This window comes from Pelotomaculum sp. PtaB.Bin117, assembly GCF_002067195.1.
In the GTDB taxonomy this organism is placed as follows: domain Bacteria; phylum Bacillota; class Desulfotomaculia; order Desulfotomaculales; family Pelotomaculaceae; genus Pelotomaculum_D; species Pelotomaculum_D terephthalicicum.
This window is the reverse complement of the sequence record NZ_MVQM01000056.1, coordinates 1-24,418: the sequence shown is the minus strand read 5'-3', so window position 1 is coordinate 24,418 and position 24,418 is coordinate 1. Positions and strand designations below refer to the sequence as shown.

The window sequence follows — 24,418 nt, the reverse complement described above, 5'->3', positions numbered from 1 at the left end:
ACGGTAGGGAACAAGGCATGCCGGTTGATCATAAAGAATCGTTGCTTAATTTGGCCAGAAACGCGGACGAAAGGCTTTTTGCCGCGCGATGTCTTGACTATGTCCGCGCGGTGGTGAAAGCGAAAAAGGCTGTTGTGCTTACGGGGTTTCTTGATCCCGGTCAAGCGGGCCTGCTGGAGGATATCTGCCAAGGGTTCGGAGGCGCGCGAGCCCTGCTCTGGGGCAGGTACCGGGAGGCGGAACGACGCCGGGCGCTGGTAGTGGCTGAAGATAATCAATGGTATGAAGAAGACTACAAAGTGGGAATTTTACAGATAGTGCCTTTGCGGACGGACAGTCTGCCCGGTCACCGCGATTACCTGGGGTCCTTGACGGGTTTGGGAATCAACAGGGATAAAATAGGTGATATTGTCCGGCAGGAAAAAGGCGCGGCTATTTTTGCCGCCAAAGAAATATTAACTTTTCTAACCCAAAATTTGCATAAAGTCGGCCGGTATCCGGTAACAGTACGGCTATTGGATGAAGCCGGGTTTATATTCAGCGCGCCGGAACTGGTCGAGAAAGTGGTTACCGCCGCCTCGCCTCGCCTTGACGCGCTGGTTGGCAAGGCTTTTAACCTGTCGAGAGCCGATTCAACAATACTGGTGCAGCAGGGGAAGGTTTTTCAAAACTGGCGCCAGCAGGTCAACCCGGCAAAACCGGTTGCCGCGGGCGATGTGATCTCTTGCAGGGGGCGCGGGAGGTTCCGGGTGCTTAGATGTGCCGGTGTGACCAAAAAAGCGCGCGAAAAATTTATTTTGGGATTCGATCCCGAATACAAATAATTATGTGGAAGGAGGTTTATATTTTGAAGAAGATGGGCAGTTTGCCAACCAGAAAGGAAATTCCGGAGCAGTACAAGTGGCGGCTGGAAGATATATACGCGACTGATGAACTGTGGGAGCGGGATTTTCAGCAGATTCAGAAGATGGCCGGTGAGGTTGAATCTTATAGAGGGAAGCTCGGACAGTCGGCAATAACCCTGCTGGCAGTATTACAGGCGGAGGAGCGCCTGCAGGAGCTCATGGAAAAAGTTTATGTTTATGCCCGCATGCGCCGGGATGAGGAAAACAGCAATCCTGTCTATCAAGCGTTGACGGACCGGGCCGACAGTCTGAACACCAGCGTGGAAGCAACGCTTTCCTTTATCGTGCCTGAGATACTGGCTATCCCCGCAGACATCCTGCAGCGCTTCCGGCAGGAAGAAAGTGCCCTGGCGCGCTATCATTTTGCCCTGGATGAAATTCTCCGGTTCGCGCCGCATGTCCTGTCCGCGGCGGAGGAACAGATCATTGCCCAGGCGGGAGATGTGATCCAGGCGCCTGCCAATATTTTTAAAATGATTAACAACGCCGATCTCACTTTCCCTTCCATCCATGACGAAGAAGGGAAAGAAGTGGAAGTCACCCACGGACGTTATCTTCAGCTAATGGAAAGCGGAGACCGCCGGGTCCGGCAGGAAGCCTTTGCAGCCCTTTACTGTTCTTACCGGAAATTAAAAAACACCCTGGCTGCCACGATCAGCAACAGTGTGAAAAAAGACGTGTTTTATACCAGGGTGCGGAAATATCCTACCACCATGGAAGCAGCCCTCTTTTCCGACAACATCCCGCCGGCCGTATACGATAACCTTATTGCCACGGTGCGGCACAACCTGGGTTCCATGTACCGCTACGTGGCTTTACGGAAAAAGCTGCTCGGGCTGGCCGAGTTGCATATGTATGACCTGTATGCTCCGATGGTGAAGGATGTGTCATGGGAAATCCCATACGGGGAAGCTGTGGCGCTGGTCCGGAAAGGACTGGCCCCGTTGGGCGATTCTTACGGGGAAACCATGGCCCGCGGGCTGACTGCGGGGTGGGTGGATGTTTATGAGAGCAAAGCTAAAACCAGCGGCGCTTATTCCTGGGGACCTTATGGGGTGCACCCTTATGTGTTGCTGAACTACCAGGATAATCTCAACAGTGTTTTCACGCTGGCGCACGAGCTGGGGCACGCCATGCATTCCTATTATTCATACCGGGAACAGCCGTACGTCTATGCTCACTACAAGATTTTTACGGCGGAAGTGGCTTCTACGGTTAATGAGTCTCTGCTGATGGCTCACCTGCTTAATATTGAAACCGACCGGAATAAAAAGTTGTACTTGCTGAACCATTATTTGGAGGAATTCCGGGGTACGGTTTTCAGACAGACCATGTTCGCTGAATTTGAAAAAATTATCCACGAAAAAGTTGAAGCCGGAGAAGCCCTGACCCCCGCTCTTCTAAGTGAAATATACCGCCAGTTGAATGTCGACTACTACGGACCCGGTATTGTTGTCGATGAGGACATAGACCTGGAATGGGCCCGCATTCCTCATTTTTATTCGGCTTTTTACGTGTACAAATACGCCACGGGCTTCTCCGCCGCTACTTCGATAGCGCAGCAAATCATTGAAAAAGGAGAGCCAGCGGTTTCCCGTTATTTGAATTTCCTGAAAATGGGCGGTTCCGGTCACCCGCTTGATTTATTAAAAACCGCCGGGGTGGATATGACCACGCCTCAACCGGTGCAGGACGGGCTCGATTTATTCACCAAGCTTGTGGAACAGATGGAAACAATGACATCTTAGAATTTATTTAATTATTTATGGAAGGCATTTTTATATGGCTGGTATAACCCAATCTGAATTAACAAAAATTCAACGGTTGGTCGGCCCGGTTGAACAGGGACAGCTTATTCATGTGGATTGTTTCGCCGGTGAGAAGGTAGGTGTGTTTATGCCGGTGACCGGGCCTTGCTATTACGCAATTTCGCCCCGGCATAAACATCCTTCTTATATGTTCACCCTTGCTATTAATGACCGGACTGCTCTAAAGATTGGTGAAGATATTATTCAGTCTCCGCAGGGGGAAATTTTAGCGCTGTCACCGGGCATCCCTCACCATGAGGTTTATTACGGTCAACATCCGAGATATGTGGCAATTCTTATTGATAAAGATTTTTTTCAAGAGCAGTTGCTGGCATACCCAGTCACTCAGAATATTGTTTTTTGCGGAGCGGTATATGAATGTTTGCCTGCTTTATTATCAAGGCTCAAGGATTTCATGATCGAAATTGATGAGAAGATGCCTGGTTTTGAAGTTGTCGTAAAGGCGCTCAGCATCGAAATATGTCATTTGATAATTAGGAGCATATTTAATATTAATGGTAAGAAAGACCGGATTAAACATCGATTTGAAATAGACAAAACTATTGATTATATGCATTCTAATCTATGGCGAAAGATATCTGTTGGGCGGCTGGCGGGGATAGCCAACATGTCCCCGTCACATTACGCGAGAATTTTTAAAAGAGAAACCGGTCAAACACCGATTAGTTATTTAAATCATATCCGTATGGACCGCGTGAAAAAACTTCTGCTGGAAGGGGAGAAGTCAATAGCGGCTATCGCCTGCGAGTGCGGATTCAACAGCGCCGCCTATTTATCGTCATGCTTCTATAAGTTGTATAAAATGTCTCCCTCTGATTATCAAAAGGGTTTGGAAAAAGGCAGTATTCCTAAACAACAGGGCAGGATATTTTAAGGACTGCCACTTTGTCATGTAGTATAATTGTCCTAACATGCCAGAGGGGGGAGTAGGTCATGGATTTACGTGAAGTCATAGAATTCGCCAACAAAAATCAAGTTTGTTACGTCGCCACTAGCGAAGGGGATCAACCCAGGGTGAGGGGATTTCTGATGTGGTTTGCCGATGAAACTGGATTTTACTTTCATACTGGTGTCCCAAAGCGTATTTACAGACAGCTGGTTAATAATCCTAAAGTGGAAGTTTGCTTTTTTACCCAGGGGGCTGCTGAAAGAGCGGAAAGAATGTTGAGAGTTACCGGCAAAGTGAAGTTTGTGGACGACCCCGGGCTCAAAAAAAGGCTGGTTGAAGAGCGGCCTTTTTTGAAAGCGATAGTTTCGGGTGATGATGACCCCAATTTGGTTATATTCCGTATATATTCAGGTGAGGCGCGTTTTTGGACCATGGAGAACAATATGAGGGAAAATGAAGTTGAAGTTGTTCATTTTTAATAAAATAATATAATCCTTCCAGCATTCAGGCTTTTATTTGATGAGTTTTTATCGCGACAGATTATCTGTCGCTTTTTTGTTATCGGTAATTGGCCGTCTCAAGCCCTGCTGAATAATTGGAGTTTACCAATAGTAGAAGATTATACTAAAAACGTTAATTATTTTTAATATTTACATTGCTAAAGTTATATTATATAATTTATTAAATTTAGTTGAAATGGTAAATAATAGGCAGAAAAGCCACTAATTTAAGGGAGATAAGTTGGGCTTGAAAGGACTTTTGACATCTTTGGGCAGGCTGGATCGAATGATTGAGAAAGCAATAGTCCTGGCAGAGGCAGCCTATGGAACCCAGGCGGCTGCCGACCCCTTTCGCGGACTCCATATCAGCCCGGACGAAGCAAGGCGCTTGCTTGACCGTGAGCCCGGCGCGCCGCTGCTTTGGTCCGGGGATGAATGTGTCAAGGATTCTCAACACCAATCATATGTAGAAGGTTCCCGCATTGCATGGCTGAAAGACGCCTTTGGGCTTTCCCACTTTGACATGGATATTATCATTATCGCCCTTGCCCCCGAGCTCGACACGCGGTACGAGCGTCTTTATGCCTACCTTCAGGATCATGTGGCACACCGGAGAGCCAGTGTCGGTTTAGCGCTCAACCTGCTGTGTTCAACGGTCGAGGAGAAAATTGAGAAACGCGCTCACTTTGCACCGGATTCTCCTCTGGTCGGTAAAAATCTGATTCACCTGATAGCGGAACCCAATAATCCCCAGCCATCTCTCCTGTCACATTACCTCATGCTTGATGAACAAGTCACAAATATGATTTTCTTCCAGGAAGGATTGGATTCACGGTTATCTCCTTTTTGCGAATTTACATATCCGTCTATCGGGATGGGGAGTGTGCCATTGGAAGTCGAATCGAGACGCGCTTTGCTTTCTCTTACGGCCCATGCCCGCCGGAAGCGGCAGCAATTACACCTCTATTTCCAGGGGCCCCGTGGTGCGGGCAAAAGGATGGCCGCGGCAGCGCTGGCCTTTGAGACAAGCATGCCCATATTGGTCGCCGACCTCTCCACAGTGTACAGGGAGCCCGGCTTCGCGAATTTGCTCAAGATACTGCTTCGCGAAGCTTGGTTCAAGGATGCCATACTCTGCCTGGATGAAACGGACGCATTATTCAGCGATGAAAACGCGGCGCCCTGCAGGCTGTTGCTTAAGGCGCTGGCAGAAGACAGCGGCATTACCGTGTTGATGGGAACAAAACCGTGGGTATGGCACGGATTCGGGCCGGGAGGGGTGGTAACAGTGCCTTTCACCACCTCTGATTACGGTTGCCGGCGCAGTTGCTGGAACGAAAGTCTCAGGGCGGAAAATATTTCGCTGGATGAGAGTGAACTTGATGCCCTCGCCAGCCGCTTCAGGTTGACGCGGCATCAGATCGCGTCCGCGGTAAAATCCGCCAAGAAGTGTGCCTGTTGGAATGCCGCCACGGCGACCGGCGATGGCAGGGACGGTATCAACGACAAGCCGGCCATGAAGGATATTTTCACCGCGGCGCGTGCCCAGTCCGGATACGAGCTGGCGGCGCTGACTCGAAAGGTTGACGTCAGGTGCACCTGGAACGATATCGTGCTGCCGCAGGAAGCCATGACCCAATTGCGCGAGATTTGCCGGCGGGTCATATACCGCCACCGTGTGCTGGGAGAGTGGGACTTCGACTCGAAACTATCGCTGGGTAAAGGAGTAAACGCCCTGTTTTCAGGACCGTCCGGCACCGGCAAAACCATGGCCGCCGAGATCATCGCCAACGAGCTTGGACTCGACCTTTACAAGATCGACTTGTCCGGCGTGGTAAGCAAATATATCGGAGAGACGGAAAAAAATCTTGACCGGATCTTCACCGCTGCGGAAAGCGCCAACGCAATACTCTTTTTTGACGAGGCCGACGCGCTGTTCGGCAAACGCTCCGAAGTGCGGGACGCCCATGACCGCTACGCGAATATCGAAATATCGTATCTGCTGCAAAAGATGGAGCAATACGAGGGCGTAACCATACTGGCCACCAACCTGCGCCAGAACCTGGACGACGCCTTTATGCGGCGGATGGCTTTTATTATTCACTTCCCGTTTCCTGACGAAGAAAGCCGCCGGCGCATCTGGGCCGGCATCTGGCCCAAAGCAGTGCCACTGGCGGCAGATGTTGAACTGGAGTTTCTGGCACGGCAATTCAAGTTGAGCGGCGGGAATATCAAGAATATCGCCCTCGCGGCATCCTTTCTGGCTGCCGCCGACGGCGGCGAGGTAGCCATGGAATGCCTTATCCGGGCAACGAAGCACGAGTACCAGAAAATGGGCAAGACTTTATCCGAGACCGAACTCTATGGCGAGATGAAAACACCGCAAATTCGCGGTAACGGGAGTTAGTTGCAATGGCGGGACCTGTTTCCAGGAAATCCGAAAAAGATAAAAGCGCCGGTAAGGTCCAGGGATACGTGCCGGAGAGGGACAACCGTGCCGGATCATTCGATCCGTACGCAGATATTATGGACCTGCAGCATATGGCTGGCAATCAGGCAGTTAGCCGGTTACTGCAGTCCGGTACGAATATTGCGCCGCCTATTTTACATGAAGTTTTGCTTTCGTCCGGCCGGCCGCTTGACCCAATCACCCTGGCTGATATGGAAGAGCGCTTCGGGCATGATTTCAGCCAGGTGCGGGTGCACACGGATGCCCGGGCGGCTAGGTCGGCGCGTTCGGCTAGTGCCCGGGCTTACACCATCGGGAAGGATTTAGTCTTCGGCGCCGGGCAGTACGCGCCGGCCACAACCGCCGGAAAGCGGCTTCTAGCCCATGAGTTGACACATGTGGTGCAGCAATCAGGTTCTGGAGTATGGAGTGGACCGGCGCCTGGCAGAGACTCTGAAGCAGAACAGGAGGCTTGCCGGGCAGCTGATGCTACCGGCCCGGTCCAGGTCCAGATGCGCAGCCCAATAGGGCTTGCGCGTGACGTTTCGGAGCTGCCGCTTGAGAAGAGCCCAGACGGAAGAGCATTGGAATCGCTTTCGGATGAAGAACTGGTTTTCAGTTTTAAAAATATTGGCTTTTGGCTGAGGCGTCACTCGGTGGTCGAACTGGCTTATGCCGTCCAACAGGACAATTTCAAGCGACTGGGTATTGAAATCCTTCGCAGGATCGTGCAAAGGGACCTGCGAAACAATCTCGGCAAGCCGCCTAAAATTGATATAAATGCTGCAATGGAAGAGATTGAAAGGCAAAAAAAGACCTTGGTTATGGGTGAGTTTCACGGCCATTTTTACCAAATGACGGAATTTGAGGCAGCCACTTTCAAGGCAAACATTATTAAATCTGAACAAATGGAATTGTTGCGGACAATAGCCTCAAGTCCGGCGGCTTCGATTGCCTCTGTTTTTTACAGTGATCCGAGAGTGATTAATCTATTTGCTAACCTTGAGGGGATTCTGTTCGCGGCTGGAGGAGGAAAGAATCAGGGCCGTTCCACTAACCGGGATTTAATGAACTTGAAAGATCTCCCAACTACCATTCCTGTACTTGAACTGCCGCCGAAAGCTGTAGAGCGTTCAGTCATCCGCGAGGTGCCGGTACGTTCAACTGAAACAGAGGCGGGGGGCGGCAAGCTTGACGGCAGGACCCCGGTCCCCGGCCGCAGTGAAGTGTCTCCGATTACAGTGGTAGTTGAGGATACGCCGGTATCCCGGCCGGTCGGATCAAGTTCTAAAATGCCGGACACGCCGAATTCTTCCGGAGTTGCCCCAAAAGCTACGGCCGGCAGTGGCTATCACCCCCGGCCCGGCGAACGAACTGAGATCAAACAAGAATGGAAGAAAAGAAAGGGGGCGGAACGATGGGCTAAGAGTGTGGAGAAAGCGTTTGAAGGTGACATCGTTGAAAAAGCCTCTGTGCCCAGGGTCACCGGAGGCAAATCCGAACCCCGGATTGAGGGCAAGCGGGTGCCGGGCAAGCCCAAACCAAAACTGGATATTGATAAGGTGCCTGTACTTCCGGGAGAAAATCAGCGACAAGCTGTAGCCCGGATTCGGGCGGTGATCGGGAAAAAAATATCCGACCATCCCCGTCTGGAAAAGCTATGGAATGACGCAAAGGCAGAGATCCTCAAGAAAGAGACCCTCACCGAGAACAATTACGAGGAGCTATATAATCGTACGCGCGAAGCGTTCTACCGGCGTATACGTAAAGATCCTGCGGCCAAGAAAATTTTTAGTGATGCCGGGTTTAGCCTGCCCGAGGGTAAACAAACTGCTCCGGTGCTTTCGGGGGTTGGCTCGGGAATACCGGTTGAAGAAACACGCATCAGTCTCGATCACGTGCAAGAAAAAGCCCAGGGCGACAACTGGAAAAAAGCGCTGGATGCCGATAATCTGCGATTTGAGTTTGCGCGCCCCAATACGGAACGAGAGGTTAAACAAATGCGCCACCCGGAATTACGTTGAACTGAGATGCCGCCAACCAGGGGAAAAGAGGGCAATACTTTATGATCCATTACTTTAGCCTGCTTCTGCGTAAGCTGTTCGAGAAAAACCAAAACCTCGGGCTGCAGGCCGGCCAGATTGGCTTCGAGCCGCCTGACGAAAACTGGCGCAAGTATGTGGGCGGTTTGCAACAACGAGCGGTCAATATTTACTTGGCAGATTTGCGGGAAAACCACGGCATGCGTTTGAATGAGGGGTTGCGCCAGGTCCGGAACGGGGTTGTCAGCCAAATGCCGGCGCCGCGGTGGCTGGATTGTCATTATCTAATTACGGCCTGGGATCCTGTCGCTCCGGACATAGCCCACGGGGTGGAACCGGCGCTGACGGAGCACGCCATTTTGTCGGCGGTGTCGGCCCTGTTGATGGACCTGGAGACGGAGTCGCTGACGCCGCGCCAGATTTACGCTCCGGACCCGTTGCCCGTTGACTTTCCCCAGGTATTGACTGACGCCGCGCTGCCGGTTATCGTCCTGCCGGGAGAAGGCTTTCCCAAATTGGCCGAATTCTGGGGCACCATGGGCGCCGGGTATCGCTGGAAGCCGGCTGTTTACCTGATCGCGACGCTGCCGGTAATAAGGCCGGAGGGTCCCGTCGGTCCACCGGTCACGACCCTGATCACGAACTATGGGCAAAAGATTGGCGAAAAGACCGAAACTCATATTCAGACAGTCCCATAGAGGTTCGCGCCGGTTTCCGGGGGACCGGTGTCATCAAGCATGACGCGAGTATTATGACGTGAGTACCTAACTAGTCAATGTCACATTCGGCCGGGGGGAGATATTAGGCCGGGAAAAGGAGGAGATTTAATGAGCTACAACGTAGGGTTGAACATCGTTGAAACAGATGGCAGGGCAACGCCCAGCATTCAACCGGCCCAGACGTCGGTCGCCGCTTTCATGATCCTCTCCGAGCGCGGGGTGCCTGGAGAAGTGTATCAAGTGGTCAATTGGAGCCAGTTCAAGGAACATTTCGGCTCATACAAAGCGGGAGCCAACGGCGCCTATGCGCTCCAGGGATTTTTCGATAACGGCGGGACCATGGCATATGTCACCAGGCTTGTAAACACAAAAGGCGCCGAAGCCGAAGCTGTTTATGCATCCGTAACAGGAACACCGCAAGAACCTCTTGCTTTTGAGAAGGATGCGCAGCTTGCATTAAAAATTGATGGAAGCGCCGAAGCTGTGGTGAATTTCAGCGCCAAGACTTCCGCTGTACTGGAAGGAGCACTTAGCGGCTCATTGCCGGGGGATCAGGACTTGAACCTCATCCTGGAAGTCAATGGCCAGACCGGGATTAGCTATACATTCACAGGACAAGACTTCTCCAACGGCTTGGATAAGGCAACCTTAGATGAGATAGCTGCGGTTTTAAACCGTGAATTTATGGGTATTCAAGCTTTCGTCGGCAAAGAAGGGGAAAGCGCTAAATTATCAGTACGGACTGATCTCCGGGGGGCAAACGCTTCACTCAAGGCGGGCGGAAAGCTGGCCGAAATCCTGAGTTTACCCGGTAATCTTGTTCAAGGCGCAGGAAACATCACGAATATGGGCACGGTTGATCTAATGGAGGCGGTAGAGGCCATCAGTGACGGTCTCAAAACAACCGGCCTGCGGGTTGCTCTATCTCCCGGCGGCAAGCAAATTGTCATAAGCCACACTATGTCAGGAACAGCCCACACCGTTCAGGTCACTGAAAACGGTACCGGCAAGGCCCTCGGCTTCGACTTCGACGTGCATCATGGGGAAAATGTGATGGCCGCAGCCGCGGCTTCCGCCACCCTGGGGACCAGCCTGACCGTAAAGGCAGGATATATGGGAAAAGAAGACCCGGGTGCATGGGGCAATAATCTTTCTGCGATCATTACAGAGAATAACGAGAATGCGGGACACTACGATTTGACTGTGTATTACGGCAATGATCGGGTCGAAGTATGGGAAGATATGAAGGATGCGCAGGACGCAGCATTAACGATCAACAACGTGTCTTCAGGCTCAAAGTTTATCATGATCCAGAGTCCTCCCTCAGGGGCTCTGACAGTCACTTCCCTCACCCCCTTGACGAACGGCTGTGACGACAATCTGAGCCAGGATAATGTCAAGAGCCAGGTTCACAGCGCCAAGGATCTCTTTAATACATATGATGTCCAGCTGGTTTGCTGCCCTGATAGTGCCGAACCGGAAGTTGTCAGTGATTTGCTGACCTACTGCGAAAACCGAGGCGATTGCATGTTCGTCGGTCATACGCCGGCAGGCGCGAATGGGGGCGCCGCGAAAGACTACGGCAAGAAGTTCCGCGGCAACAAAGTGTATGGTACGCTCTACTTCCCCTGGATTAGAGTTTACGATCCCCTCGATCCGCTTGGGCATAAGCCGAAATTTATACCGCCCACGGGCCACGTGCTGGGCGTTTATGCGCGTACAGAGCGTGAACGGGGCATCTGGAAGGCGCCCGCCGGCAACGCCGCCCGCATCAGCGGAGCGCTGGATGTACAGTACAGCATCACGGATATTGAACATACCGACATGGTCAAGAACGGCAGCGTGAATGCGGTGCGTTTTATCTCCGGGCAGGGCATCGTGGTCGACAGCTCGCGGACCCTGAGCACCAGTACGCTCTGGCTTTATGTTAATGTGCGGTTGCTCTTCAATTTCGTCAAGAGTTCACTAAAATCAGGACTGCGCTGGGTTGTGCAGGAGCCTAACAACGAGGCGCTGTGGAACAAGATCAAGTACAACTCCGTGACGCCGTTTCTGATGGGATTGTGGCGCCAGGGCGCATTCGGCCCCGGTTCACCGGAGCAGGTGTTTACCGTGAAGGTGGATGCCGAGAATAACCCGGATGCGAGTATCCAGCAGGGCGTCCTGTCGGTCGAGGTCTATTTTTACCCGTCACGGCCGGCAGAGACCATTATTATTACCGTAGGTCAGCAAGAAGGCGGGGCGACCGCCGGTGAAAAATAGATAAGGAGGGGAAAAATGGCCGCTCTTAGCTTTAATGAAGCGTACCGGACACACGAGTTTGTAGTGGAGATCGAAGGGATTGAGAGTCCCAACATCACCAAAGTGACAGGCCTTACCGAAGGCGAGGTGGAGGCGATTGAGCAGTCGGACGGCGGGGCCAACATCACCCACAAAATCAGCTCGGGGATTATCAAATACGGCGATTTGACTCTCGAGAGGAACATGGACGGCAGCAACGCCGACAAGGGTTTTAAAGAATGGTTTCAGACCATGTTCACCATAGACGGGACGGGAACCGGCTCCCAGTTGCGGCGCAACGGCTCCATCGTCGTCAAGGAACACCAGAAGGAAGTCATGCGCTTTGTATTCGAAGGGGCCTGGATTAAATCGTCGAAATTCAGCGACCTGGACGCGGGAAACTCCGGCCTGATGAAACAGACGATAATCCTGGCCATTGAGCGGATGTATCGTGTTTGACAGCTTGGAGGGATCGCCTTATGGCACAATACCTGCGTGAGTTTGATGTGCTTTTGCCTGTCGGATATACCGACGGATCGGGCCGGGTCCACCGGCAGGCGGCAATTCGCAAGATGCGGGGGCACGAAGAGGCGCTGCTTTATGATCAGACATTGTCGGCCGGCCGGCTTGTGACGGAGCTTATCCGGAGCTGCCTGGTCCGGCTGGGCAGTATCGATGCCGTTACGTCACAGATCGTGTCGGAGCTCTATACGGTCGATCGCAACTACCTGCTGCTCGAACTGCGCCGGATTACTCTGGGCGACCATTTGCCCGCGCTGTATGCCTGCCCGCGCTGCGGCACTGAAATATCCGTTGTCCAGGATCTGAACAGCATCCCGGTGCGCAGGCTGGAGGAAGGCCGGGACCTGTCCGACGTTACTTTGCAGCTCGAGGATGGCTACATTGACCGGGAAGGCGTGCTGCATGCCGAAATTGTCCTGACCCTGCCACGCGGTGTCGACGAGGAGTTTGTGTCGTCTTTAGCCGAAAAAGACCCGCTGAAGGCTCAAGACGTCCTGCTTCTGCGCTGCATAAGGCGCTTTGGGGAGCTGCCCCCGGCAGCCCTGGAAGCCTACGGGATAAAGATCCTGCGCGATCTCACCATGGGTGATCGCCACCGGCTGTACCAGGCGCTCAACAGCCAAATGCCTGCTGTCGATTTTCAGTGCCCGGTGCGCTGTGACTCGTGCGGGACCTCCTTCCAGGGTATTTTGGACGTGGCAAATTTTTTCGTTTAGAGCTGGGAGGTGGGCGCCGGCTGCGCCAGGAGGTCTTTTATCTGGCGTACCACCTGCACTGGCCGTGGTCTGAAATCATGGAGCTGGCGGTCGGCGAGCGGCGGGAGTTCGTGCGGATGCTTGCCGAAAGGATCAATGAGGATAACCGGGCATGGGAAACCATGGCCGACCAGCTGAAAAGAGGTTGAAACTGATGGGGGGAAGAGTTGAGGCGGACTCACCGTTGATGCAAACGTGCCATGGATGGGGGCTGAATCTGACGGTGCGGGGCAGACAGCGCATGCTGCGCCGGCGGCTGCTGCAGGTGGCCACGCCTTTCCTGGCCTTGGGCGGCCTGTATTTGTCGCGGGCCGTGGCGGCCCGGTCTCTGAGCCTGCTGGCGGCGATACCCTGGCTGGCGCCACGGTGGCTGGCGTGGCCGGGGGATATACAACAAACACAGTTACCAGTCGCGCTTGCCCCGGTTTCGCCCTTTTCAGGGGAACCGCGTATACCGGCGCCTTCACCGGCACCGGCGGAAGCGGTGGCATATCTAGCGCAAACGAGCAAGGAAACCGCGAGTATGGGTATGGGCAACGCTTTTCCGCAGCTTGCACTTTCTCTGGCGCTCCGGGGTGCATACGCCGGAGTGGGGATGTCAGGCCGTGTCCGGAGTAATTCTCCCGCCCATGCTTCACCCTTTTCAGGGGAACCGCGTATATCGGCGCCGTCATTGCCTGCGCCGGCGGGAGCGTTTGCGCATCCGGCGCAAGCAGGCAGGGAGACCGCAAACATGGGTATGGGCAGTGCTTTCCCACAACCCCACATTAAGCCGCAGCTTTCGTTGCCCCATTCGAGTGCGGCGCGGCAGACAGACGACTTGTCTGTACCGGCAACAGACAGGCGAACCGAGCCAGGCGCGGGAGTGAAGGACGGGCCGCCGCTGGTTTCCGTCCGCTCGTATGGCTCAATGCCGCTGCGCCTTGCGAAGATGGCCCCGTTAGGGGGACCTCCAGGTTTTTTCATGGGTCTTGCACCCGGGTCTTTTCCGGTGGCTTATAACCGGATCATGGCATGCGTAGCGCCTGGACACAGGGCAAAATATACAGATCTCTTGTCCCGAAGCTTGCCGGAAGCGGTCGACACTCCGGCAATGCCGCCGTTGCTGCCATTACCTGAACATAAGCTGCATGGCGGCCGTGAGACAGTTGCTCCTGGTCTCATGCACTTGCCTGGGCTAAGCCTGGTGCTGGAAACAATCAGGCATACGATGAAGCGCGAGGTGGCCGCGGCCATAAGGCAGCGGGAAGAGGAGCATCAATCACTCGCGTCTAACCGAACCAGTGGATTTGATACAACGACGGCAGAGAATCTTGTGAGCGACAATCTTGTGCGGCTGTTCATGCAGAAAATGCGCAAGCTGGCCGAGGAGGAACGCTTCAGACTGGGCCTGCTGCGCTGAAGAGAGGAGCATGGGGATGGTCGAAAAACAGGTGCTGCGTGGTTTTCTCGCCAATGTAGAGGTTGTCCCGCCATTGATTGTCACATTTCAGTTCAACCCGGAATCCATAAGCGACAACAAGGCTGTAAACTACGCCGAGCGCAATACATGCCTGTGTGAAGATACGCCGGGCAAGGTATACACCGGCGGCGGCGAGCGGACGATCTCATTCGATATAAAATTGCATGGTCTTGAGCAAGGAACAAATATGCTCAACCCGACGCCCGTGGACAACGGCATAGCGACGGAGTTGGCCAAGCTGCGCTCCTTCATGTACCCCAAGGCCGACGCCTGGGCAACGATAGGCAGCGGCGAGGAAGGCAAGCGGATCAGCTCGCCGCCTACCTGTGTTTTCGGTTTCGGAACAAAAATCCTGGAATGTGTCGTAACCGGCATGAGCATCACCGAAACGCAGTTTAACAGTGCCCTTGCCCCGGTAAGGGCGGAGGCGAAGATCACGCTTTCGGTCATCGAGGAAAAGGACAATAAGCTTTATACCCTGGACAAGGCGCACCGAAACGCTCTGTCCGCTCTTGGAATCCAAAATATAAAACCGTTTTAGAAGAGGTAACTATGCCTGTCTCCATTTATTCAAGGTACTACGGACTGGATACGGTCAAAAAAAATGGATGGGTGAGTTTGGCTCAGCGTCCCGCCGCCCCCTCCGAGGCTTACCCGGACAGTATTATTCATACGGTAGTGGGGAATGAAACTTTGGACCAACTGGCGGCGCATTACTATGGGCGCGAGGATCTGTGGTGGCGCATTGCCGATGCCAATCCACTCAGGTTTCCCCTGGACTGGCAAGCCGGCGATACCCTCGTTATCCCGCCCATCCGGGTAGCCACGCGCACGCCGCGGAGGTGAAGGTGAAAAACGACCTGTATTATCGAATATCCATCAAGGCCGGCAGCGCGTCCTACGATTTGTCCAATGACCTGTCTTCCCTGACGGTTGAAGAAGGGAGTGCCGGGCCGGACAAGCTCACGATAGAGATGACCGATCCTTTCAAAGTATACAGCCATGCCCTGCAGGAAGGGATGCAGGTCGAGACGGACCTGGGAACGGTCAGCGATCATTCGGTCATCTTCCGCGGCCGGATTTCCAAGGTTGAAGGGAGCTTCCCCCGGCATGGCGTGCCGAAGCTCAGGCTCCTGGCCTTTGATAGGAGCATGAACATGGGAATGCGGAAAAGAAACCGTGTCTGGACCGATACTACGCTGGAAAAAATCGTGAAGGATATTGCGGGAGCATATTTCGACACCGGCAATATTAGAGTCGATTTAAAGGGGAACTCGAATTTCTCGGGCAACGGCATCCGCCAGCAGGATGAAACCGACCTGGCATTCCTACTCAGGCTTGCGGCAGCATATGGCTGTGAGATGTTTGTGGTGAGCGGTGAACAAAAGGATGAGCTCTATTTTAAGGCGTCGTACAAGATCATGAAATCAGATCCGGAAGTGACACTTTATCACGGAAGAGCCGGTGTCGCCAACTGCCTGCTCACTTTTGAGGCGACCGTCGATGCGGCCAAGATCCAGCTTCCGCGCGTTTTTGCCGGCACCGATTTTGACACCGGGCAGTGTATTCAGCAGGTGACGGCGCCGGTTGAGGATGTGGGAGCCACTGCAGACCTTTTCACGGACGAGAACCTGACTCAGTTCTACAGCCGCTACCCGGCCAGGGCTTTGTCGATAAAGAACCTGCTGTCGGCCGCGAGTATCGTTCAGCAGCGGCTGCGGGACGAACTTGGGAGCGTGGAGCGTGAGATTACGCCGGGCTTCACCACGCAGGATGAATTGAACAAGCGGGCCGATAATCAGTTCAGCACCAGCATCCGCGGCATGCGCGCAAGTGGGAGCGCTTCCGGCAACCACCGCATCCATGCCCAGTCCACCATCAAAATTGCCAATGTGGGCGGCCGTTTTTCCGGGACATGGTATTTGTCTCAGGTGCGGCATGTGTTGAATAAGGAAGGCTATCAGACCGAGTTTCAATGCCAACGGTAAGAGGAGATTATGTTCGAAACAGAAGAAAGCAGAATAGAAAACAGTACAAAGAAATATTTCGGCAAGTATCCGGGAGTGGTGTTGAGTAACGATCCTCCCCAGAACGGCCCCCACCGGGGCGAGCTCCTGGTCGAGGTGCACGGCATCCTGGAAGAGACGCCGGACGGCAAGAGCCAGCGCCCCATCCAGGTTATGGCTAAACCGTGCTTTCCGCCGAGCTTTTTCTTCATCCCCGAAGAGAAAGACAATGTATGGGTGGAATTTGGCGCCGGCGACATCAATAACCCCATCTGGACCGGGGTCTGGTATCCGCAGGGAAAGACACCCAACACCGCGGACGCCCAGGCGCCGGCAAAGTTTCAAAAGATCATCCGTACTGCTTCCGGGCAAGTAATTCAACTGGATGACAGCGATAAAAATGAGAAATTGGTTATCCGCGATGAAAAAAACAACAGCACGGTAACCCTGGATGCAAATGGAATTACGGTCGAGTGTGCAGACAAGACTGTCAGCATCACCTGCAAAAATATGGAAATCCGCGGCGATGTGAATATCGACGGCAAGGTGCATATTACAGGCAATACGGACGTTGATAATGTTCTAACAGTGGGCACGGGCCCGAAGACGACCATAAAGTCCAACGAGATTACCGGAGGTTGAAGATGGGTGACCTTAAACTGTCCGGGCTGCTGAACCTGGCGGGTAATTTAAAGCTGACCGGGCGCGATGGCGGCAAGGTGAAGGTGAATGAAATCGAGGTTGTTGTTGAGACGCAAAAAGGCCAAGCGGGAGCGTCGCATGGCCAGGCCCCTGCTCCGGTGCCTATTCCGCCTCCACCCGGCTCACCTACGGACCCGGGGCTGGATGTCTGGGTATTCAAGTCCTTCAACCCGACAGTTAAAGCCAACGGGAAAAATATTGTCACACAAGGCATATGCGCTCAGGGCAATCCCGGAACTGCGACTTGGCCCGGTATGGTACAGACAAGCATTATGAATTCTACTGTTACTATTAACCGGATTTTTATCAATTTGCTCGGCGACATGTGTATCATTCTTCCCACCGGCGCGCCTGTCCCGATAAAAGTGAGCGGGCAGTAAAAGAACCATTGTATGGAGGAGATATGTCGGCAATTTCTTTAAATATACTTGAACCCGCCAGTGACACAGGTTACTTCGGTTCTCCGGCGGTTACCTTGCGAGGGGCTGTGATTGAGCCTCCCAAGGAATTGGAGAACGTGATCCTGTATTACCGGTGGTATTCCAGCATTAATATTGAAGCGAGATTAGACCACTACGCAATCAACGAAACAGCCTTAACGGACCCCGGGACCCCGTTTTCAACGTTACTCGGAGTAGGTTCCCATATAATAACGTTTGCTGTTAGCGACCGCCCGGGTCAAACAGCGGCGGAAATGGAAGCAATGCGGCATGGAGGTGTCACCGGCGGCTTCGCAGGGGATGCCAGATGTGTGATTCATGTTTTCAAAGCCAAGATAATAGCGCCGGTTGAGAACTCAATCCTTCATAAGAATAATGAGACCTTGATAGCGGAGGCTCCACTTATCTGGGGTAGGGTCAAACCGGGCACAGACCCGGTTCAGTTTGAAATGAATGCGGAATACGACAAAGTCGACCGCTTAAAATATCGCTGGGAGTTCGTTCCAATAGGTTTATCTGATGGGCGGCAGACCGTCAATTTCGTCCCAGCCAAGAATGAGTATATTTTCGAAGAATATGTTTTAGACCAGAACTCGAAGTTGATGGTCATACGTTATACCGGGCCTTTGCCTGACAACCTGAATGGCGATTACCAGATGATCCTGCACGTTGAGGATCGGGAGAATAAACTTGGAGGGCATCAGGCCACGATCACCAATTGTACGGTTATCTAACGGGGGCATGATAAATGAGCGAAGATATTTGCGGCTTTTCTTTTCCTTTCCGCATCGACTCGTCGGGCCGGGTGGCCCAGACCAGCGGGCCGGAAAAACTGAAGGAAAATATCAAGCACATTCTGTTGACCGGCATTGGCGAGCGGGTGATGCGCCGCGACTACGGCGGCGGCCTGCGCCAGCTTGTCCATGATCCCAACAACGACGCGCTACGGGCGATCGTGCAGCACCAGATTGCCAAATCAATTGGACAGTGGGAGCCGAGGGTGCAGGTACAGGGTGTGACGGTCACGCAGAAGGATGGAATGTTCTCCATAGAAATCCTTTATGTGATCGGCCATACACAACAGCTGCAGAGTCTATCGGTGCCCATCGGGCTGGGAGGTATCTGAGCATGAATAAACTTAACGGGCAGAACGGAAACGACACAACTAACCGTCCTAATATTAATTATATGGACAAGGACTTTGATTCACTGCGCGAAGCGCTGCTGGCGCTGGCCGCGCAAAAGCTGCCGGGCTGGACGGACCATTCGGCCAACGATCCGGGCGTTGTGCTGCTGGATCTGTTTGCCTACATGGGCGATTTAATCCTCTACTACCAGGACCGGATTGCCAACGAGAGCTTTCTGGATACCGCCGTGGAAAGGCGCAGCGTGATCAACCTGCTGCGTCTGATCGGGTGCGAGCTGCGCCCTCCGCAAGCAGCCTCTGTTGATTTGACTCTGCTTTTCAAACCAGATATTAAACCGGACACCGGAACGGTTACCATTGATACCAAAGCTGAGTTCAAGACCACAACCGGTGCCGCCGGAGGTGAGTCGGTCAGTTTCCGGTATGTGCGGCAGCCCTTGACCATAGACCTCGCATCGCTCCCCCAAAAGCAGCATACCGACGGCAAAACGTACCGCTTTTACGACAGTTTGCCGGTGATTCAGACGGATGCTGTCATAGAAATGGGAGAAAGAGAAATCGTGGGTTCCTCTGACTATAGTGCCGGTCAGCGTTTCAGACTTGCGAGAACGCCCCTTATGGTCGATTCATTGGAAGTTTATGTGGACGGGGAAAAGTGGGAGCGCCGGGAAACGCTCTTTTACAGCGACTCCGCCGGCAAGCATTACGTTGTGCGCCGCGACGAGTCGGATGTGGCTTGGATAGAGTTCGGCGACGGCAAATTTGGCAGTATTCCGCGTAAAGGGACAAACAATATTACTGCCACCTACCGGGTCGGCGGCGGGGTCAAGGGGAACGTCCCGGAAAATTCCATTTTCAAGGTAAGTAATATAGGAGACCCTGGTTCCCACCTCCAGTTGGTCTTCAACCCCGATGCCGCGTCCGGCGGGCTTGAGCATGAGGATTGCGCCCAGGCAGTTCTGCGGGGGCCTCAACTGTTTCGCGCCCGCAGCCGGGCGGTGACCGCGGAGGACTATGAGGCGTATGCCAGGGATTTTGGAGTGGCCAAGGTGAGGGCGCGGGCAGCCAACTGGAATACTGTGGAGTTATACGTTGCTCCGGCTGGGGGCGGCAGGCCGAGCGATACCCTCAAAGAAGATTTGCGGCTCTACTTTGAAGACAAGAGAATGCTCACCACCATTGTTAAAGTTGAAGAACCGGTATACGCGGGAGTATTGATTGAAGGAGACTTGTTTGTAAAGTCCCAGTATTTGAGAGATTTCGTCCGGGAAAGTGTCGAAGAGGCCGTGAAAAGCTTGCTTGCGTTTGATAATGTGGATTTTGCCCAGGTATTATACGTTAGCAAGATTTACGAAGTTATTGAAGCGATTGATGGTGTCGAAGGCGTTACCATCTCCAGATTCGAACGGGTCTCGCCTCCCCCGGAGGGATTGGATCCGAAGCCTGTCTGGGGTGTGCTGCGCTTCGATTGGAACGAGATACCGCTTGTGTCCAAGATTGGTTTCACAAGTGTAACGGGAGGCCGGAGTGGACGTTGAACTTCAAGCCAGGGCAAACCTGGGCGGACAGCGGATAGATCTGGACTGGAGCTGGCGGACATCCGGGCAGGAGTCCACACGGTTCAGGCTGCTGCGGCGCGAGCGGAGATATCCTGCCAGTCCAAACGACGGCGTATGTGTGCTTGATATGGGTGTTCCCGTTGATACCGATCCGCATCGAGTCCCACGAACGTATCAGCTTGACGCGGGCATGGCGCCCGGGAGCAGCGGGATTCTTGCCGAGGTGGAAGACCCCGGTAGCGGCGACCTTGCATACTCTTTCTCGGTAGCGGACAGGGGGCTCGCCGAAGAGATTTATTACTACACCCTTTTTGTTGGTGAGGAGCCGTCTGTCAAACCGGTTGCCCGCGCATCCGCGACAGCAAGCGGGTGCTATGGCTTGGCCGAGCAGCTTTACCGGCTCCTGCCCGGGGTGCACCGCGCGTTTGATGAGCCGTTGCCTGCCGACAGGGAGCAGGGAGCACTGCGCAAGTTTCTCGCGGTTTTCGGCGCGGCGCTGGACTATTTGCGGAGCCGGGCCGAGGGCTTGCGTGGTTTGCACGACGTGCTGCAGACACGCGCCGATCTGCTGCCTCACCTGGCCCAGTGGATCGGCTGGGATTTGGACCTGACCCAGGACGAGATCGCGCAGCGCATGGAGATCCTGTTCGCTCCGGAGTTGTACCGGACAGTCGGCACCCTCCCCAATATCCAGGCGCTGGTAAATCGCGTGACCGGGTGGGATTGCCGCATCAAGGAATTCGTTCACAATGTCTGCCTAAGCAATGCGCCTGAAACAATTCATCTGTGGGATATCTGGGAAGTCTCGCGCAACAGTGCGGGCACAGCATGGTTAACGCCCGTGCGGCGCACTGCGGCCGAAAATTATGACGGACGCCCCTGCTGTGTAAGGGACGCCGGCAGCAATACTTGGCTGTTCTGGCATTCCAGGCGAAGCGGCGGGCGCGGCATTTGGTGTCAAAGCCTTGATGTCCCCGGCGCCGCTCCGTGCCGGATAGAACTATGCGCGCCGGACGATGCCGGCAGCCTCCTGCTAAACGCCGGAGCACCGTCGGTTATCTTGGCCGGCAAGGATCTGTGGCTGTTTTGTGAATCCGGCCAGGCGGGGAAACGCGAGGTCTGGTGTGCGGCGAACCTGTCCCCCGGTTCCCTTGGTAAGGAATTATCCGACAAGGCTTCTACATATCCCGCTCAGAACCTGTCATTGCATCCCGCGGATGATGCTAATCCGGCCGCGGTGACATTAGGTGACCAGGTCTGGGTATTCTGGCAGTCGAACCGTCGCGGTCCGACCGACATCTGGGCCAGGGTCCATAAAAACGGCCAATGGGGACCGCCCAAGAGAATTACCACTGCCGGCTTTCGCCATCGGGTTCCCGCCGCCGTTGTCGACAAGAATAATACTCTCTGGCTCTTTTACTGTGAAGATTACCATAGCGAAGAAGGAGTTTCCTGCCGCTTGCGTTGCCGGACTTTCGACGGCCGTGCCTGGACTGAAAAGGAAGATGCCGGCACAAACGGGCCATGCGATGAATCACCTGCCGCGGTTGTCCGGGGGGACAGCATATGGCTGTTCTGGCATACCCGGGACGCTAAAGGCCACTGGCAAATCAGGAGCAAAACTTTCAATGGGACGAAATGGGCAAAAAGCGTCCAGGTCGCTGACCATCCCGCGGCGGACAAGGAGCCGGCGGCCCTGGTGGACTCGAACGGGAGGGTGCGTGTTTTCTGGCGTTCCCAGCGCCGGGGTTATTTTCGTATTAGCGGACAAGCTCAAGGCAGCGGATATCCTCTTCAGTCGTGTACCGTTGACACGCGCAACGCAGACATGCTGGAACATGTCCACTTACAGAAGGAAGCATTCAAAAATCGGGTGCACTACACTTATGACACACGGGTGCACGATGCCGGCCGGACGGGCATCAATAACGGCGCATGGTGCGCGCGGGATACGGTGGGCGTGTATCTGACCCCGGATATACTGGACGCGGAGCTGATTGTCCAGGGCCAGGAGCTGGTCAGGGGCTTGATCCAGAGATTTCTCCCGCTGCAGACGCGAATCCTGTTTGTCATAGAACCACCGGTTGTTCTCGAGAAAGTTTATACTTATGATTTCCCCGGCGATGAGCCGCAGGCATTCATCGGAGAGCAATATGTCGATATATTGGAGCGCGTTGAGCAATATGACGGGCCGGGTGAAGATTATGTAGATACCTTGCCGGACTGGATCTGGATGTGTGTCTGGAGTGAGTCCAGTCGTGAGCACCGAACAGTGGATTTTAAAGTTGACCCGATTATCACACGATACCGGACCTGGCAAGCGGGCTTAAAAAGTGGAGGTTAAGACATGGAAAACATTGGAGGAACACTGCGCGGTATGTATCGCGACACCCTGTTCAACGTGGAAAACAAGTTGGTTTTTGACAGTGGATGGATATCCAATACCATTGTCGACAATGGCCGCATCCTGCTGGCCGCCTTTATGAAAGGGGAGCAGAATATAGGTGGGATCAACTGGATGATGGTGGGTAAGGGATTAGAGGTATGGGGCAGCAGCCCGGAGCAGCCAACAACTTCATTAACTAATCTTGAGAACCCGTATCAAAATAAAGTTAAGATTAACCCGGTAAAAGATATCTCCTATCTGGATGACGAAAACAATAAAACCAACCTGCCCACACGGAAGCTGGAGGTGCGGGCTGTCCTGGGGCAGGATTTTCCGGAAAAAGACAAGACAAGTGATTTGCGCGAATTTGGGCTTTTTAGCAAGGATCTGCGCATGATCAATTGTGTGCGGCATCCGTTGATACAGAAGGCTGCCTCGGAAACATTGATCAGGGTGGTGCGGCTGTTTTTCTAGTTACGCGGATAAGGCTCTGTGTTTACTAAATGGGTGGAAACTTAAATGCACAGTAGGCGAGGAGGAAGAATATGGGCAATTTCTCGAGAGATACGTTTAAACTGACCAACACTATATACCAACAGATCACCGGAGAAGCGGTCAAGAACCCAATGCATTATGTTGGCGTCAGGCTTCAGCAGGGCGTGCCGCTGGTTGATGCCGATTGGAATGAACTGGAGGACATCAGGAAGTATGAACAGCGGGCTTTCCTCAAGTGGCTTGTCGGTGACGGCGTGCCACAAGGGAATGATGGGTTTTGCATCAAAGATCCTAAAGCTAATGACTTTACAATCAATAATGGGGTTTGTTTCGTAAATGGTTGGGCAGTAATCAATATTGTTAAAACACAATATACAAAGCAAGATCTATATAATAATGATAAACTGGCTGATAAACGGGGCGTTGATCCACTGCCTGCTTTAAATATGGGACCTGGCCAATATACAGTATATCTTGATGTGTGGGAAAGGGAGGTTGGCAATAAGGAAGACGACAGGATTGTCAATGACGCTATCGGCATAGAAACATGTGTACGCATTAAGCGGGAATGGGTTGTGCGAGTGGAGCAAGGGGATCAAACTCCTTCCGCGAAACCAGATCATGTACATTATAAGCTTGCTGTTTTAACAGTATCATCAGTAGGATCTGTTACCGTTACCGATCTTCGTCGTACCGGCTTGGTGATATTGTCAGAAGAAATCACCATTAAAAACGGCAAAGTCGGCATAGGTACAACAACGCCAGACAAGTTACCTTTGTGCATTTTGTCATCTGATGATCTTTGGGGTTCGGGAATATCGCTTGATAACAGACTGGCGGCAGGCGGGAAAAGGTATTGTATTACCTCAAACCGCGGCAGGCTTTCAATATCAGATATGGATAACACCGTGGATCGATTGGTCATAGATCGTAACGGCAAAGTCGGCATTGGGACGACGACGCCAGACAAATTACCTTTATGCATTTTGTCATCTGATGATCTCTGGGGTTCGGGAATATCGCTTGATAACAGACTGGCGGCAGGCGGGAAAAGGTATTGTATTACCTCAAACCGCGGCAGGCTTTCAATATCAGATATGGATAACACCGTGGATCGATTGGTCATAGATGGTAACGGCAAAGTCGGCATTGGGACGACGACGCCAGACAAATTACCTTTATGCATTTTGTCATCTGATGATCTCTGGGGTTCGGGAATATCGCTTGATAACAGACTGGCGGCAGGCGGGAAAAGGTATTGTATTACCTCAAACCGCGGCAGGCTTTCAATATCAGATATGGATAACACCGTGGATCGATTGGTCATAGAT

General features: G+C 53.2%; 22 protein-coding genes. All 22 read left to right on the top strand.

Going from position 1 to position 24,418, the window contains the following annotated elements; translation table 11 throughout:
• Nucleotides 1-17 precede the first annotated feature (17 nt).
• Nucleotides 18-824, top strand: a complete 807-nt coding sequence (locus A4E54_RS03655) for a YlmH/Sll1252 family protein (protein ID WP_286724452.1) — start codon at nt 18-20, stop codon at nt 822-824.
• A 32-nt stretch (nt 825-856) separates the two neighbouring features.
• A complete protein-coding gene (gene pepF, locus A4E54_RS03650) occupies nt 857-2,653 on the top strand; it encodes an oligoendopeptidase F (RefSeq protein WP_286724463.1) in 1,797 nt (598 codons plus the stop codon).
• Nucleotides 2,654-2,687: 34 nt separating this feature from the next.
• On the top strand, nt 2,688-3,608 hold the full coding sequence (locus A4E54_RS03645) for an AraC family transcriptional regulator (protein ID WP_286724450.1): 921 nt from the start codon (nt 2,688-2,690) through the stop codon (nt 3,606-3,608).
• 59 nt (nt 3,609-3,667) lie between these two features.
• A complete protein-coding gene (locus tag A4E54_RS03640; RefSeq protein WP_286724448.1) occupies nt 3,668-4,102 on the top strand; it encodes a pyridoxamine 5'-phosphate oxidase family protein in 435 nt (144 codons plus the stop codon).
• Between the two features lie 268 nt (nt 4,103-4,370).
• Nucleotides 4,371-6,530 (top strand): AAA family ATPase, encoded by a 2,160-nt coding sequence (locus tag A4E54_RS03635; protein ID WP_286724446.1) that lies wholly within the window; start codon nt 4,371-4,373, stop codon nt 6,528-6,530.
• Between the two features lie 5 nt (nt 6,531-6,535).
• The gene (locus tag A4E54_RS03630; RefSeq protein WP_286724444.1) at nt 6,536-8,596 is read left to right on the top strand and encodes an eCIS core domain-containing protein; all 2,061 of its coding nucleotides are present in this window, start codon (nt 6,536-6,538) and stop codon (nt 8,594-8,596) included.
• Nucleotides 8,597-8,637: 41 nt separating this feature from the next.
• Nucleotides 8,638-9,312, top strand: a complete 675-nt coding sequence (locus A4E54_RS03625) for a Pvc16 family protein (protein ID WP_286724442.1) — start codon at nt 8,638-8,640, stop codon at nt 9,310-9,312.
• A 129-nt stretch (nt 9,313-9,441) separates the two neighbouring features.
• A complete protein-coding gene (locus A4E54_RS03620; protein ID WP_286724440.1) occupies nt 9,442-11,595 on the top strand; it encodes a phage tail sheath family protein in 2,154 nt (717 codons plus the stop codon).
• A 15-nt stretch (nt 11,596-11,610) separates the two neighbouring features.
• Entirely contained in the window at nt 11,611-12,072 is a 462-nt protein-coding gene (locus A4E54_RS03615) for a phage tail protein (RefSeq protein ID WP_286724439.1), read from the top strand.
• A gap of 20 nt (nt 12,073-12,092) precedes the next feature.
• Nucleotides 12,093-12,851 (top strand): T4 family baseplate hub assembly chaperone, encoded by a 759-nt coding sequence (locus A4E54_RS03610; RefSeq protein ID WP_286724436.1) that lies wholly within the window; start codon nt 12,093-12,095, stop codon nt 12,849-12,851.
• Between the two features lie 193 nt (nt 12,852-13,044).
• Nucleotides 13,045-14,292 carry a hypothetical protein gene (locus A4E54_RS03605; protein ID WP_286724434.1) on the top strand — a complete coding sequence of 416 codons (1,248 nt, stop codon included), beginning with the start codon at nt 13,045-13,047 and terminating at the stop codon, nt 14,290-14,292.
• 16 nt (nt 14,293-14,308) lie between these two features.
• Nucleotides 14,309-14,893, top strand: coding sequence for a CIS tube protein (locus A4E54_RS03600; protein WP_240082390.1), 585 nt, complete (start codon nt 14,309-14,311; stop codon nt 14,891-14,893).
• Between the two features lie 11 nt (nt 14,894-14,904).
• A complete protein-coding gene (locus A4E54_RS03595) occupies nt 14,905-15,198 on the top strand; it encodes a LysM peptidoglycan-binding domain-containing protein (protein WP_240082389.1) in 294 nt (97 codons plus the stop codon).
• A gap of 2 nt (nt 15,199-15,200) precedes the next feature.
• The gene (locus A4E54_RS03590) at nt 15,201-16,340 is read left to right on the top strand and encodes a phage late control D family protein (protein ID WP_286724431.1); all 1,140 of its coding nucleotides are present in this window, start codon (nt 15,201-15,203) and stop codon (nt 16,338-16,340) included.
• Between the two features lie 9 nt (nt 16,341-16,349).
• Nucleotides 16,350-17,000 carry a phage baseplate assembly protein V gene (locus A4E54_RS03585; protein WP_286724425.1) on the top strand — a complete coding sequence of 217 codons (651 nt, stop codon included), beginning with the start codon at nt 16,350-16,352 and terminating at the stop codon, nt 16,998-17,000.
• A 2-nt stretch (nt 17,001-17,002) separates the two neighbouring features.
• Entirely contained in the window at nt 17,003-17,440 is a 438-nt protein-coding gene (locus A4E54_RS03580; RefSeq protein ID WP_240082386.1) for a hypothetical protein, read from the top strand.
• 23 nt (nt 17,441-17,463) lie between these two features.
• Complete coding sequence (locus A4E54_RS03575; protein ID WP_286724422.1) at nt 17,464-18,234, top strand: hypothetical protein; 771 nt, start codon at nt 17,464-17,466, stop codon at nt 18,232-18,234.
• Nucleotides 18,235-18,248: 14 nt separating this feature from the next.
• Entirely contained in the window at nt 18,249-18,626 is a 378-nt protein-coding gene (locus A4E54_RS03570; protein ID WP_240082384.1) for a GPW/gp25 family protein, read from the top strand.
• A 2-nt stretch (nt 18,627-18,628) separates the two neighbouring features.
• Complete coding sequence (locus tag A4E54_RS03565) at nt 18,629-20,185, top strand: baseplate J/gp47 family protein (protein ID WP_286724420.1); 1,557 nt, start codon at nt 18,629-18,631, stop codon at nt 20,183-20,185.
• Nucleotides 20,175-22,550, top strand: coding sequence for a phage tail protein (locus tag A4E54_RS03560; protein WP_286724418.1), 2,376 nt, complete (start codon nt 20,175-20,177; stop codon nt 22,548-22,550). The genes A4E54_RS03565 and A4E54_RS03560 overlap by 11 nt, the downstream gene beginning before the upstream one ends.
• Nucleotides 22,551-22,553: 3 nt before the next feature.
• Nucleotides 22,554-23,066: a hypothetical protein gene (locus A4E54_RS03555; protein ID WP_286724416.1), complete on the top strand. Its 513-nt coding sequence runs from the start codon at nt 22,554-22,556 to the stop codon at nt 23,064-23,066.
• A gap of 71 nt (nt 23,067-23,137) precedes the next feature.
• Nucleotides 23,138-24,418 (top strand): DUF6519 domain-containing protein (locus A4E54_RS03550; protein ID WP_286724414.1); only part of this gene is annotated, 1,281 nt, incomplete at its 3' end.